Raw genomic sequence first — 14298 nt, 5'->3', positions numbered from 1 at the left:
ATATTATGATATGGGGGTGTTCGTTTGGCACGGTATGTATTTAGCAAGTTTTTCTTTATGCTCGTTTCAATGTTTGTGCTAGCGTCATTGACTTTTGGTCTTATGAAGGTAATTCCCGGCGATCCCTTTATGTCGGAGAAAGCAGTACCGCCTGAAGTAAAGGCGAAATTATTCGCTCAATATGGACTGGACAAGCCAATCCTAGAGCAATACGGTATCTATTTGAACAATATTCTTCATGGCAATCTTGGTGTATCAATGAAATTGCAAAATCAAGAGGTTACTAAGGTAATCAGTGACTCTTTCAAATATTCGTTACGTCTTGGTCTTGTGTCCATTGTTGTATCGGTTATCGTCGGTGTATCCCTCGGGATGCTGGCGGCACTCAAGCATCGAAAGCTGCTAGATAATTTGGCGATGGTGGTCGCGGTTATAGGGATATCCGTACCAAGCTTCGTGCTTGCGTCCTTCATGCAATATGCATTTGGTGTGAAGTTAATGTGGCTTCCAGTTGCTGGATTGGATGGCCCTCTAACATATATCATGCCGGTTCTAGCATTGTCAGCGCTTTCCATCGCATTTATTGCTCGATTAACGCGTTCAAGTATGCTAGAAGTGTTGTCGGCAGATTATATCAAGACGGCGAGAGCGAAGGGTTTGACAGCGGGAACGATTCTTCGCAGACACGTGTTGCGTAATGGGATTTTGCCTGTTGTTACGTATATCGGTCCACTGGCAGCCAACGTTATTACGGGTTCGGTCGTTATCGAATCGATCTTCGGGATTAGCGGTTTAGGTAAAGTATTTGTACAAGTTATTACGAACCGTGATTATCCAATGATTATGGGTATTACGTTGTTCTATGGAATTATTTTGATGGTGGCGCGGTTTGCTACGGATATTTCTTATGGATTTATTGATCCACGGATTAAATTGCGTTCACGGAAGGAGGGCTAATCGTGGCAGGAAATCAGAGTAATGAAGCGGTATTAAATAACTTAACCCCAGATGATTTTCGTCCTATTAGCCAAGATGATAAAAATAGCGAGATCATTCAGCGTGAGAGTCTATCGGCATGGCGCGATGCGTGGGAGCGTCTACGTGAGAATAAACTGGCCATGTCAGGTCTTACCATTCTAGTTCTTCTTATTATTATGGCGATTTTCGGCCCTTTGATGTCGAAGTATGATTATTTTACGAATAATCTTGATGCTACGAACCTCCCACCTTCCGGTGGTCATTGGTTCGGTACGGACGATCTTGGACGCGATATGTGGGCAAGAACTTGGATGGGCGCACGGATTTCATTGATCGTTGGTTTCTCCGCAGCATTGTCCGATTTGATCTTCGGTGTTCTCTACGGCGGTATCATGGGATATGTTGGCGGTAAAGTGGATGAGTTCATGAATAAGTTCTCTGAAATTCTTTATTCGATTCCTTATTTGCTTGTATGTATTCTATTGCTTGTTGTTATGGAGCCAAGTCTATTAACGATTATTATTGCAATGGCTATTACAGGTTGGATTAATATGGCCTGGATCGTTCGTGGTCAGACGATGGGTCTTAAAAATCAAGAGTATGTTCTTGCATCCCGTTCGATGGGGGCTGGCGCAGGCCGCATTTTGCTTCGCCACGTGATTCCGAATGCGATGGGTCCGATCATCGTAACATTGACATTAACTGTTCCTTCTGCGATCTTCGCAGAGGCATTCTTAAGCTTCTTAGGTCTAGGTGTACAAGTTCCAGTTGCATCGTGGGGTTCCATGATTAGTGATGCACTAAGCTCATGGATGATCTATCCATGGAGAATGTTCTTCCCAGCGATCCTCATCAGCTTGACAATGTTGTCGTTCAACGTTCTTGGTGATGGTCTTCGTGATGCACTTGATCCAAAAATGAAAAAATAGGAGGTGTGTAGGTATGCAACCCATTTTGGAAGTTAAAGATTTAAGCGTGTCCTTTAAAGTCCGCGGCGGAGAAGTACAAGCAGTTCGCGGTGTGAATTTCCATGTGAACAAAGGGGAAGCGGTAGCGATCGTTGGTGAATCGGGTAGTGGTAAGAGTGTTACGGCACAATCCATTATGCGACTTCTTCCTACACCCCCGAGCTTTGTGAAGAATGGTTCGATCCTTTTCCAAGGTGAAGAGATTCTTAAAAAAACGAATAAAGAAATGGAAGCCATTCGCGGGAAAGATATCGGGATGATCTTCCAGGATCCAATGACTTCATTGAATCCGACGATTACGATCGGGAAACAGATTACAGAAGGTCTGATCAAACACCAGAACGTATCGAATAAGGATGCCAAAGGTCGCGCGATTGAAATGTTACAACTGGTTGGTATTCCGAATCCAGAATCTCGATTCAATCAATATCCACATGAATTCTCTGGCGGTATGCGTCAACGTGCGATGATCGCGATTGCGCTTGCTTGTAATCCATCGCTACTCATTGCGGATGAGCCGACAACAGCGCTTGATGTTACAATCCAAGCTCAAATTCTCGATGTCATGAAAGATATGCAGAAGAAACTTGGCGTTTCTATTATTCTCATTACGCACGACCTTGGTGTCGTTGCGGATATGTGTGACCGCGTTGTCGTAATGTATGCAGGTAAAGTAGTTGAGACTGGAACGAAATGGGAGATTTTCCAGAACCCTCAGCATCCTTACACAAGAGGTCTGCTTCGTTCATTGCCTCGTCTAGATCAGAAGAAGGATGAGCCGTTGATTCCGATCCACGGAACACCGCCTGATTTGATCAAGCCGCCGGCAGGTTGCGGATTCTGTGCGCGTTGTGATGATGCGATGCGGATTTGTGAGACGCAGGATCCGGGCATCACGCAGCTTAGCGAATCGCATGCATCCCGTTGCTGGCTTCTGCATCCAATGGCTAAGGAGGTGCGGGCATGAGTAAACAACCTTTAGTTGAAGTTGATCAACTGATGAAATATTTCAATATTGGGGGCGGTGCGACACTGAAGGCCGTGAACAATATTAGCTTCTCGATCCAGCAAGGTGAAACCTTAGGGGTTGTAGGTGAGTCGGGTTGCGGTAAATCGACGGCAGGCCGTACGATTCTTAGACTTTATGAGCCTACATCAGGACAAGTTCGTTTTGATGGAACGAACATTTACAATTTGTCTGGGTCGAAGCTGAAGGCGATGCGTCGTGAGATGCAGATGATTTTCCAAGATCCATACGCTTCGCTTAATCCGCGTATGACGGTATCCGATATTATTGCGGAGCCGCTCTTGATTCACAACTTGAACGCAAGCCGTGCAGAACGCAAGAAACGCGTTGAGGATCTGCTTGATCTCGTAGGCTTGAATGCAGAGCATGCAACTCGTTATCCACATGAGTTCTCAGGCGGTCAACGTCAACGGATCGGGATTGCAAGAGCACTTGCTGTAAATCCGAAGTTCATCATCTGTGATGAGCCGATCTCTGCACTGGACGTATCGATTCAAGCGCAGGTTGTTAACTTGCTGCAAGATTTGCAGCGCGATCTCGGATTAACGTATCTGTTCATTGCGCATGACCTTTCGATGGTTAAGCATATCAGTGACCGGGTTGCGGTTATGTATCTGGGTAAAGTGGTTGAGCTTGCAACGAGTGAAGAACTCTATGCGAATCCACAACATCCTTACACACGTGCGCTATTATCCGCGATTCCTGTTCCGGATCCAGCGGTTGAAGCGACGAAGGAACGCGTTGTGTTAAAAGGCGATCTTCCGAGTCCGATCAATCCGCCAAGCGGTTGTCATTTCCGTACGAGATGTCCGATGGCAACAGAGAAATGTGCTTCGGTTGAGCCGGAATTGGTAGAGACTAAATCAGGTCATTTCGCAGCTTGTCATTATATTTAATGTTTTGAATATAAGGTTGTTTATGAATGTCTTCTAGGGCATTTGTAAGCAGCCTTTTTTTTGGTGTTTGCTCTTTCGTTCCTTTGACGAAATGACCATTCGTTGTGTACAATCAAAGAGAATCACTTTCAAAAAAATAGTGGCTTGTTTTTTGGAGTCCAATATAAATCGAAATGGAGGGGCTGGACGTGAATGTAGTTCAAGTACCCATGAAAGTCAATCAACCTTTATCAGATACATATATGAAGGATTACGAGCAGGTTCGTGAACTGTTCGATTATAATCCGGTATCTGAGCAGGATTGGCATGCAAGAGCAGCTTGGTTAGATGAGACATGTAAATTGCGTGCAGATCGCAAAGAGCTCGTAAGTAGATTACGCGCTTATAATGCAGAGAGAAATCCGCATGCTGCGGTGTCTGCGGCATTGAATCAACTAGAGCAGGATGACGCGCTTGCCGTGGTAGGAGGTCAACAGAGCGGTCTATTCACGGGTCCTTTACTTGTTATCTATAAGGCGCTCACGATCATTCAGACAGCGCGGATGGCGACTGAACGGTTGAATCGACCGGTAGTACCAGTATTCTGGATCGCAGGGGAAGACCATGATTTCGACGAGGTGAACCATACCTACGTATTGTCGCCAGAACTTCAAGTTCAGAAGATTCGGATCGATCATCCGACAGGCGTTAGATCCATGGTGAGTGATGTTGTCGTACCATCGGAATCGTGGCAGGCAGCTATCCACCAATTAAGCGATCTGCTCCCGAATACGGAGTTTAAGGCAGATCTTGTGGAACAACTGAACGCATTTGCAGCGGTATCCGACACACTCAGTGATTACTATGCTCGGATCTTCGGCATGTTGTTCGGGGAAGCAGGCCTTGTGTTGATCGATTCCGCGGATCAAGCGATTCGGTCCATTGAGGTGCCGATGTTCGAGCGTATAATCGATCAGAATGATGAGCTAGAGAAAGCGTACTTCCACTCTGAAGAGGATGTAGCGAAGCATGAGTTCACTGCACAAGCGGACGTCACTGCAGGGAATGCGAACTTGTTCTATATTCATGAAGGCACTCGAGTGCTGTTGCACAAAGAGAATGGACGATTTACGGACCGCAAAGGGATAGTGACCTTTAGCCGCGAGGAATTAAGAGCAACGCTTGCTTCGCATCCTGAGCGGTTCAGCAATAATGTGCTGACTCGTCCGCTAATGCAGGATTATTTATTCCCGGTTTTATCGGCTGTACTGGGTACGGGTGAAATTGCGTATTGGGCACTGACGCATCGCGCCTTCCATACAGTTGGATTCCGAATGCCGATCATTGTGCCGCGGATGTCGTTCACGTTCGTAGAAGGTACAGTACAGAAACAAATGACGAAGTATGACCTAACATTCGATGATGTCATAGAGCGATTTGCTGAACGTAAAGAAGCATGGCTTCATGCGCAGGATACACTAGGTCTGGATGCGGATTTCGATCATTTGAAGCACAAGCTGGAATCCATGTATCAGCCGATTCTAAGCAAACTGGCTCAGATTCAAGCAGGACTTGGCAAACTCGGCGAGACGAATAAGCAGAAGGTCATGGAACAGGTTGAATTTTTACAGAATCGGGCTGTTCATGATCTCGCGAAACAGAATGAGACTGCACTAAGGCACTGGGACCGTATTCATAGTTCCTTAATTCCCCTTGGCAAACCACAGGAACGTGTTTATAATATCTTTGCGTATCTTAATCGATATGGAAACACATGGATATCATCCCTATATGAGATTCCACTCGATCTAACGGGTCAACACCGTGTGATTTCTTAATCATATCGCAGGCATCATATCCACTGTAGGAGGTAAGCGAATGAGTAATGCAGCACAGAACAGTATTGTAAAAGATATGTCTTTGGCACCAGAAGGGCATCTAAAGATCAGTTGGGTAGATGCACATATGCCTGTACTGAACAGCATTCGCGAGCAATTTGAGAAGGACCAGCCTTTCAAGGGATTAAAGGTAACGATCTCCCTCCATTTGGAAGCCAAAACGGCTTATCTGGCAAAGGTCGTTCAAGCAGGCGGTGCGGAAGTTACGATTACGGGTAGCAATCCACTATCGACGCAAGACGATGTCTGTGCGGCCTTGGTTGAGGACGGGATTACCGTATTCGCGAAATACAATCCAGATCCGCAAGAATACAAAGAGCTCTTGATTAAAGCGCTAGAGACGAAGCCGGATCTGATCATTGATGATGGCGGCGATCTGGTTACGATTCTGCATGCGGAGCGCCCAGATTTGCTTACGACAGTTCGTGGTGGTGCTGAGGAGACAACAACAGGAATTTTGCGCTTGAAAGCATTGGAGAAAGAAGGCCAATTGAAATTCCCGATGGTTGCTGTTAATGATGCATTCTGCAAATATTTGTTCGATAACCGCTATGGTACGGGTCAGTCCGTATTTGACGGCATCAACCGTACGACGAACCTCGTCGTAGCAGGGAAGAACGTTGTCGTTGTTGGGTACGGCTGGTGCGGTAAAGGTGTTGCCATGCGTGCAAAAGGACTCGGTGCGAACGTTATCGTGACGGAGATCGATCCGATTAAGGCCGTAGAAGCCTTCATGGATGGGTTTACGGTATTGCCAATGATCGAAGCTGCGAAAGTTGGAGACTTATTCGTTACCGTTACAGGGAACCGTGATGTGATCCGTGGAGAACATTATGATGTGATGAAGAATGGTGCGATTCTATCGAACGCAGGGCATTTTGATGTCGAAGTGAACAAACCAGAACTAAATGAACGTTCGACTTCTGTGCGTACGGTTCGACGTAATATTGAGGAGTTCCAGCTGAAGGACGGACGTAAAATCTATTTACTCGCAGAAGGACGCCTTGTGAACTTGGCAGCAGGCGACGGGCATCCGGCTGAGATTATGGACATGACATTTGCACTCCAAGCGCTAGCGCTTCGTTATGTGAACGAGCAATATGAGCAAATCGGTAATCAAGTGCTGAATGTGCCGTATGAGACGGACCAAGAAGTTGCGCGTTTGAAGCTTGGATCCCTCGGCATTCAGATCGATTCATTATCTGATGAACAGCGGACTTATTTGGATAGCTGGGCAGATCACGAGTAATCATTGAGTTTATTTTTATAAAATATGTTTTTGGAGCAACCTCCTTGTGGGACATCGCGTCTATTGGTAAATGGTGTAAATTACACCGCGCGATAACCAATAAGGGGGTTGTTTTGTGCGTAAAAGATTGATAAAGAGATTGAGTATGGTATTACTCCTGTGTATGGTCTTCATCAGTGTTGCGACCGCTTGCAGCAGCGCTTCAAAAAGTGAAGATCTTAAGTCGACCAGTCACCAGTCGGAATCCGCAGCAGCAGATCAATCGACAGCCGTGGCAACGGAGGAAGCGAAGGCCGATACGGATGGCGCAGGTTCTTCGAAATCGGCAATCGGTGCAGGCGGAGAAGGGCCTTTATCGGGTTCGACGGATCAGCGAAAACTAATCTACCAAGCCAATGTAACGATGGAAGTGAAGAACTATGGGAAGGCACAGACAGAGCTGCAGAACAAAATTCAGCTTGTTGGAGGCTATTTGCTTCAGTTCTCTGATCAAAAAAGCGACTATGAGCTCGGTGGTAATTTCACCTTTAAAGTGCCTGCGAATGGGTTCATGGATTTCATGCAGCAGCTTGGGAAAATGGAACATACAAAATACGAGCGTCAATTGCAAGGGCAGGACGTCACGGAAGAATATGTTGATTTGGCGTCAAGACTTAAGGCCAAACAGGTCGTCGAGAAACGGTTGCTCGGATTTATGGATAAAGCAGTCAATGCAGGTGACTTATTGAAGTTCTCCTCCCAATTAGCGGAAGTACAGGAACAGATAGAACAAATTCAAGGACGGATGCGGTACCTTGATCAGAATGTTGCGTACTCGACAATTAGCCTCAGGTTATATCAGCCCATTGAGTCTACTGACCCAGGTTTGCTGGCCAAAGACAAGACTTTTACAGAGCGCATGGGGATCACTTTGGAGAAAAGCTGGGATGCGGTCGTTACTTTCTTCCAAGGACTAATCCTTGTCCTGATTGCGATTTTCCCTTTTATTATTATATTATTGATCTTAGCCATCCCTCTCTTGTACTACTATCGCAAGCAGAAAAGAAAGAAAATAGATCTATAGAACCTTGAATAATTAAATATCGTTCAATTATAAAAAATCCTGCATTCATTGCAGGATTTTTGTTATGAATGGCGAAATAGTATGACTGAAGTGGTGGAAAGTGGTGCGAAGTGGGAGATTCGGGGGAAGAGGTGGAGCGACAGATGTTTATGGGGGAATATCAACATACGATTGATGACAAAGGTCGGATGATCATTCCTTCTAAATTTCGTGATGCTCTTGGAGCCTCCTTTATCGTCACTCGCGGTTTAGACCAATGTCTATTTGTATATCCACGTTCGGAGTGGGAAGTGCTGGAGCAGAAGCTTAAGGCGTTGCCGCTCATGAAGTCGGATGCTCGCGCGTTTACGCGTTTCTTTTTCTCAGGGGCGACAGAATGTGAATTGGACAAACAGGGCAGGGTAAATATACCGAATAATCTGCTTCAATATTCCAAGCTCGATAAAGATTGTGTGGTGCTCGGGGTATCCAACCGGGTGGAGATTTGGAGTAAAGAACTATGGGAGAATTACTTCGATCAATCGGAGGAATCTTTCAACGAAATTGCTGAGAAACTGGTTGACTTTGATTTTTAAATGCATGAGATTTGCTAGCTAGGAGGGCTTATATTTGTTTCATCACATCACGGTATTAAAAGAAGAGGCTGTGCTAGGTCTCAACATCAAGCCCGAAGGTATCTATGTGGATTGTACATTAGGCGGAGCGGGTCACAGCGCGGTCATTGCCTCGCAGCTCACGGCACCCGGTCTTTTGATCGCACTCGATCAGGATGATATTGCACTCGCGAATGCCAAAGTAAAGCTTGCACCTTATGAAGATCGTGTTCGATTAATTAAGACGAATTTTCGATATATAGAAGAAGTGCTACGTGATTTGCCGGAAGTTCCGAAAGTCGATGGAGTACCGCAGGTTGACGGGATCTTGTTCGATTTGGGTGTGTCTTCACCGCAATTGGATGAGGCGGATCGAGGATTTAGTTATAACCATGATGCTCCGCTTGATATGCGGATGGATCAAGATGCCATGCTGACGGCCCATGACATTGTAAATACGTGGTCCGAACAAGAGATTGCGAAGATCCTGTTTGAATACGGGGAGGAGAAATTCTCACGCCGGATTGCGAAGAACATTGTAGCGGCCAGACAAGCTGCACCCATCGAGACAACAGGTCATCTTGCAGAGCTTGTAAAAGAAGGAATCCCAGCTGCAGCAAGACGTACAGGGGGCCATCCTGCGAAACGCAGTTTCCAAGCACTGCGGATTGCTGTTAATGACGAGCTTGGCGCTTTTGAAGAGGCGTTGAACAAGACGGTACGTTGTCTCGCTCCTGGCGGGAGAGCATCCGTTATTACGTTCCATTCGTTAGAAGATCGAATTTGTAAGCAAACTTTTGCGCAGTATATCGAAAAATGTACGTGCCCTCCAGATTTTCCAATGTGTGTATGCGGCAAAAAGGGGACGTTGAAGTTAGTCAATCGGAAGCCGTATATCCCAAGTCAACGCGAGCTGGATGATAATCCGCGATCCCGCTCAGCCAAATTACGCATTGCGGAAAAGTTATAGTAATGGGGGAGTATAGTCAATGGCATATGTTCGTGGGAATTTAGCGCTAAAAGAAAAGAAAATCCAACGCACTCCGGATCGGTATCGCGAGACGACGAAAGTTGTATCGCGGAAGGGGTTATTATCCACGCAGGAGAAGCTGCTATACTTGTTCACCATTGTCGTATGCTCCCTTGTTGCTGGTGTAATTATCTGGCGCTATGCGCAAATCTATGATTTGAACATGCAAATGCAGAAGATGAGTCGTGAAGTGCAAGTGATGAAGAAGGAAATTGCCGTGCTCAAGACGGAGAAAGAAAAATTGTCGAGTCCAGCGGCTATTTATGATCGAGCTGTAGCACTTGGCTTTCAGCCCAAGTCCAAAAAAGCGGGGGATTGATTAACTCGAGGTCGTAGGTATAACTCGACTGCGGATGAAGGGAATGTTAGATGATGGTAAAAAGAATACGAATACGCACCATGTTTATCGGAGGATGTATTACCATCCTCTTTTTTATTCTATTAGTGAGAATTTTCTGGGTTCAGGTGGTAGATGCGTCATTCTTGACAGAAAAAGCGAAAGAAACGTGGTCGACGACCGTTAAGTTGGATGCTGTTCGTGGAACGATATTCGACCGTAACATGAATACATTGGCTGTAGATGCACCAGCTTATACCGTTGCTGTGAATCCGAAGCGAATTCATGATCTGAAGTTGGAAGAACCCATTGCTGCTAAGCTGAGTGAAATATTGAACAAACCGGTACCTGAAGTCATGGCATTGGTGACGGCCAAGAAAAAAGATGGTACTTATTATGATCAACGTGAAGTCCGTGAGGAAGGCTGGAAGATTGATCAAGGTCTTGCGGATAAGATTAATACTTATATCGATGAACTTCGTGACAAGGTCGGGAAAAACGCGGATGTGGGCATTTACCTGTTGAAAGAGACGAAGCGCTTCTATCCGAACGATTCGTTAGCTGCACATTTGCTCGGATATACCGACAAGCAAGGCAAGGCGGTTACAGGTCTCGAGGCTTTCTTTGATAAGGACTTAGCAGGAATCGATGGTTCCATATCTTATGATCAGGACCGCAAAGGCTACAAACTGCCTTCAGCGGACGAAATATATAAGCCGGAGAAAGATGGCAAAAATTTGGTGCTGACACTTGATCAGAATATTCAGCATTTTACCGAAGAAGCGTTAAAGGAAGTATACAACAAGTATCAACCCATTAGCGCAACGGCCATTGTAGCTGACCCGAGTACGATGGATATTCTTGCGACTGCTAATATGCCGAACTACAACCCGAATAAATATTGGGAAACAAAGAATCAAGCGAACTTCTATGATCATTCCATTAAATCGGTCTATGAGCCAGGTTCAACATTCAAGATCATTACACTTGCTGCTGCGGTACAGGAGGGGTACTTCAACCCGAACGAAACATACATGTCGGGACAAATAAAAGTGAGCGGATGGCCTAAGCCACTTCGTGACCATAAACGCGGAGGTTGGGGTGAAATTACATTCTTAGAAGGGTTGAAGCGTTCGAGTAACGTCGCCTTCGTCAAATTAGGGTATGAACGATTACAGAAAGAAAAGTTGGGGAAATACTTCGAAGATTTCGGTTTTGGGCAGAAAACAGATATCCCATTATTCGGGGAACGAGCAGGTACAATGCGTCTGGATTCGAATGTTGATGTAGCGACAGCGTCGTTCGGGCAAGGGGGCGTTGTTGTTACACCAATCCAGCAGGTTGCAGGTGTTGCTGCTGTTGCAAATGGTGGGAAGCTTATGGCACCGCGTCTTGTCAAAGAAATCATTGATCCAACAACCAACACAACGACCAAGATTGAACCGACGATGGTCAGACAGGTCATATCACCAGAGACTTCACGCAAAGTGGGGGAATATTTGGAACAGGTTGTATCGGACCAGAAGATCGGTACAGGTAAGAGTGCTTACATTGAAGGTTATCGAATCGCAGGTAAGACAGGAACAGCGCAGAAACCGAAAAAGGGTGGAGGATATGAAGCGAATAAGTATGTTGTATCCTTTATCGGGTACGCGCCTGTCGAAGATCCAAAATTGTTAGTTTATGTTATTATTGACGAGCCTAATGACCAATACGTAGGCGGTGGTTCAGCAGCTGGACCTGTTTTCAAATCCATCATGAGTCAGTCTTTAAGATATTTGGGTATCGAGCCAAGTAGTAAACCGAAGCAAGAGACAGAAGACGAGACGAAGAGTGAGGGAAAACCAGCTAAACCTGTCGCCATTGTCCCAGATGTATTGAAGCTGAAGATCGCAGAAGCGAAAGAGAAATTGACGAATCAAGGCATAACGTTTGATACGATAGGCAAAGGAAGTAACATCGTTCGTCAAGTTCCTGATGCGGGGACGCCGTTAGCGCAAGGAAATCGGGTCTATCTCATTACGGAAGACCCCAAAAATATTACGATGCCTGATATGAAAGGCTCGTCGCTTCGGGATGTGCTTGAATTCTGTACCTTGCTCGACATCTCTTACACCATTACAGGGGAAGGATATGTTGTGAGCCAAGAGACGACGAAAGACGGCGATAAAATGCATGTGAACTTCAAGCTTGAACCGATGACGGGTGAGAAGAGTGATCCTCCACCCAAATAGCTTGTTCTAACCCCTGTTTGTCCTGAATAGTCTTGTTATGAAACCATTCATGATGGACAGGGAGGGGTACGCTGTGAAAAGTTCGGGTGTCACCGTACGACGCAGAATTATGTTGTCATTATTAATCATAACCGTAGGATTTGCTGCCTTGATGGGCAGGCTAGGGTTTGTGCAATTGTATAAGGGAAATGAGCTCTCCAAAGAGGCCGAGGATTTGTGGCGTCGTGAAATTCCGTTCTCTGCAAAACGTGGAGAGGTATTGGATCGCAATGGCGTTCGCCTTGCATACAATATTAGCTCACCGAGCATTCTGGCCATTCCTGTTCAAATTAAGGACAAGGAGGCCACAGCAGCAGCGCTAGCGAATGTGCTCGGGACATCAAAAGAGACAATGCTTAAATATGTCTCGAAGAAGGGCTCTTTTATCGTCAACATTCAGCCAGCAGGCCGTAAAATTACGCTAGAGAAAGCACAGCAAGTTCGTGATCTGAACTTGAAAGGGATCGTCGTCGCGGAGGACAATAAAAGGTACTATCCTTTTAACGAATTGGCAGGTCAAGTGCTAGGAATTGTCGGGCTCGACGGTGGTCTTACAGGTGTGGAGAAGATCTATGATGACAAGCTGCAGGGGCAACGGGGAAATGTCTCCTTCCTGTCTGATGCAGCAGGGCGGCAAATGCCGAATTCCTCCGAGAAGTACACCGAACCGCAAGATGGATTGAATTTACAATTGACACTGGACAAACATCTACAGACAATAGTAGAGCGGGAACAAGATCAGGCGATGGCCCAATTGAACCCGAAATCGATTACGACGATCGTGATGAACCCGAAGAACGGGGAGATTCTAGCGATGTCGAGTAAGCCAGGTTATGACCCGGGAAATTATCGGGAATACGCACCGGAGCTCTATAATCGCAATCTATCGATTTGGAGCACCTTCGAGCCAGGTTCAACGTTCAAGATCATCACTCTAGCTGCTGCGGTTCAAGAGAAGAAGGTCAATCTTAAGTATGATCATTTCTATGATCCGGGGTATGTCGATGTGAGTGGGGCCAAGCTTCGCTGCTGGAAGAAGGGCGGCCATGGAAGCGAGACCTTCCTGCAAGTCGTTGAGAACTCTTGCAACCCTGGGTTTGTGGCGCTAGGTCAACGTCTTGGCAAAGAAAAATTGTTCGAGTACATAAAGAATTTTGGCTTTGGCCAGAAGACGGGGATTGACCTGAATGGTGAAGCAACAGGAATTCTCTTCAAATTATCACGTGTTGGCCCCGTCGAGCTTGCGACGACTGCTTTTGGACAGGGGGTATCGGTGACTCCGATTCAACAAGTCGCAGCGGTCGCAGCAGCCATTAATGGCGGGTATTTGTATCAACCTCATGTTGGGATGCGATTAATTCAGCCGGAGACAGGGACGGTACTTCAGAACATGGAGTCCCAGCCTGTCCGACAAGTGATCTCTGAGGAGAGCTCCAAGATCGTCCGTGAGGCGCTCGAAAGTGTTGTTGCCAAAGGTACGGGGGGTAAAGCTTTTATCGATGGGTATCGTGTTGGCGGTAAGACAGGAACAGCTCAAAAAGTTGTTAATGGACGTTACTCGCCGAACGAGCATATTGTATCATTTATTGGCTTTGCACCTGCGGATGACCCACAATTGGTCGTCTATACGGCAGTAGACAACCCGCAAGGGATTCAATTTGGGGGATTGATCGCTGCGCCGATTGTTCGCAACATTATGGAAGATGCGTTACAATATATGGGCGTTCCGAAACGTAAGGATCAGATCGCACATCCGTATAAAACCGATGAAATACCGCTCGTAACGGTTCCGAATATGAAGGGGATGACCTTGGAAGATATCTATCAAGATATGAACACCAATTTCAATCTCGCGAAATCAGGCACGGGTAAGGTTGTCGTTGCCCAAGCGCCCAAACCGGGCGAGCGCGTGGAGAAAGGTTCCACCATTCGGATTTACATGGGAAGTGAAGCAGCATTGCCGAATGAGTAGCTAAAATTTAAAAATGAATGCATCGGAATGCAAGT

Annotated in this window: 12 protein-coding genes; all 12 read left to right on the top strand. The window is 46.1% G+C overall.

The window, feature by feature from the left end; translation table 11 throughout:
* The first annotated feature begins 24 nt into the window (after positions 1–24).
* Positions 25–957 carry an ABC transporter permease gene (locus tag C558_RS0112895; RefSeq protein WP_018756695.1) on the top strand — a complete coding sequence of 311 codons (933 nt, stop codon included), beginning with the start codon at positions 25–27 and terminating at the stop codon, positions 955–957.
* A gap of 2 nt (positions 958–959) precedes the next feature.
* The gene (locus C558_RS0112890; RefSeq protein WP_018756694.1) at positions 960–1907 is read left to right on the top strand and encodes an ABC transporter permease; all 948 of its coding nucleotides are present in this window, start codon (positions 960–962) and stop codon (positions 1905–1907) included.
* A gap of 13 nt (positions 1908–1920) precedes the next feature.
* Positions 1921–2913 carry an ABC transporter ATP-binding protein gene (locus tag C558_RS0112885; RefSeq protein ID WP_018756693.1) on the top strand — a complete coding sequence of 331 codons (993 nt, stop codon included), beginning with the start codon at positions 1921–1923 and terminating at the stop codon, positions 2911–2913.
* Positions 2910–3869, top strand: a complete 960-nt coding sequence (locus C558_RS0112880) for an ABC transporter ATP-binding protein (protein ID WP_018756692.1) — start codon at positions 2910–2912, stop codon at positions 3867–3869. Before C558_RS0112885 ends, C558_RS0112880 begins: the two co-directional genes overlap by 4 nt.
* 188 nt (positions 3870–4057) lie before the next feature.
* Positions 4058–5686, top strand: a complete 1629-nt coding sequence (gene bshC, locus C558_RS0112875; protein WP_018756691.1) for a bacillithiol biosynthesis cysteine-adding enzyme BshC — start codon at positions 4058–4060, stop codon at positions 5684–5686.
* A gap of 40 nt (positions 5687–5726) precedes the next feature.
* Entirely contained in the window at positions 5727–6995 is a 1269-nt protein-coding gene (locus C558_RS0112870; protein WP_018756690.1) for an adenosylhomocysteinase, read from the top strand.
* Between the two features lie 115 nt (positions 6996–7110).
* On the top strand, positions 7111–8058 hold the full coding sequence (locus C558_RS30955) for a DUF4349 domain-containing protein (RefSeq protein WP_156826097.1): 948 nt from the start codon (positions 7111–7113) through the stop codon (positions 8056–8058).
* A 143-nt stretch (positions 8059–8201) separates the two neighbouring features.
* Entirely contained in the window at positions 8202–8633 is a 432-nt protein-coding gene (gene mraZ / locus C558_RS0112860; RefSeq protein ID WP_018756688.1) for a division/cell wall cluster transcriptional repressor MraZ, read from the top strand.
* A gap of 34 nt (positions 8634–8667) precedes the next feature.
* Positions 8668–9621 carry a 16S rRNA (cytosine(1402)-N(4))-methyltransferase RsmH gene (rsmH, locus tag C558_RS0112855; protein WP_018756687.1) on the top strand — a complete coding sequence of 318 codons (954 nt, stop codon included), beginning with the start codon at positions 8668–8670 and terminating at the stop codon, positions 9619–9621.
* Between the two features lie 19 nt (positions 9622–9640).
* On the top strand, positions 9641–10000 hold the full coding sequence (ftsL, locus tag C558_RS30950) for a cell division protein FtsL (RefSeq protein WP_018756686.1): 360 nt from the start codon (positions 9641–9643) through the stop codon (positions 9998–10000).
* Between the two features lie 125 nt (positions 10001–10125).
* The gene (locus C558_RS30945; RefSeq protein ID WP_018756685.1) at positions 10126–12252 is read left to right on the top strand and encodes a penicillin-binding protein; all 2127 of its coding nucleotides are present in this window, start codon (positions 10126–10128) and stop codon (positions 12250–12252) included.
* Positions 12253–12325: 73 nt separating this feature from the next.
* A complete protein-coding gene (locus C558_RS0112840; RefSeq protein WP_018756684.1) occupies positions 12326–14263 on the top strand; it encodes a stage V sporulation protein D in 1938 nt (645 codons plus the stop codon).
* Positions 14264–14298 lie beyond the last annotated feature (35 nt).

Origin of the sequence: Paenibacillus terrigena DSM 21567 (genome assembly GCF_000374845.1) — a bacterium.
GTDB lineage: Bacteria > Bacillota > Bacilli > Paenibacillales > Paenibacillaceae > Paenibacillus_K > Paenibacillus_K terrigena.
The sequence above is the reverse complement of the archived record's forward strand: the minus strand, read 5'-3'. Positions and strand labels throughout refer to the sequence as shown.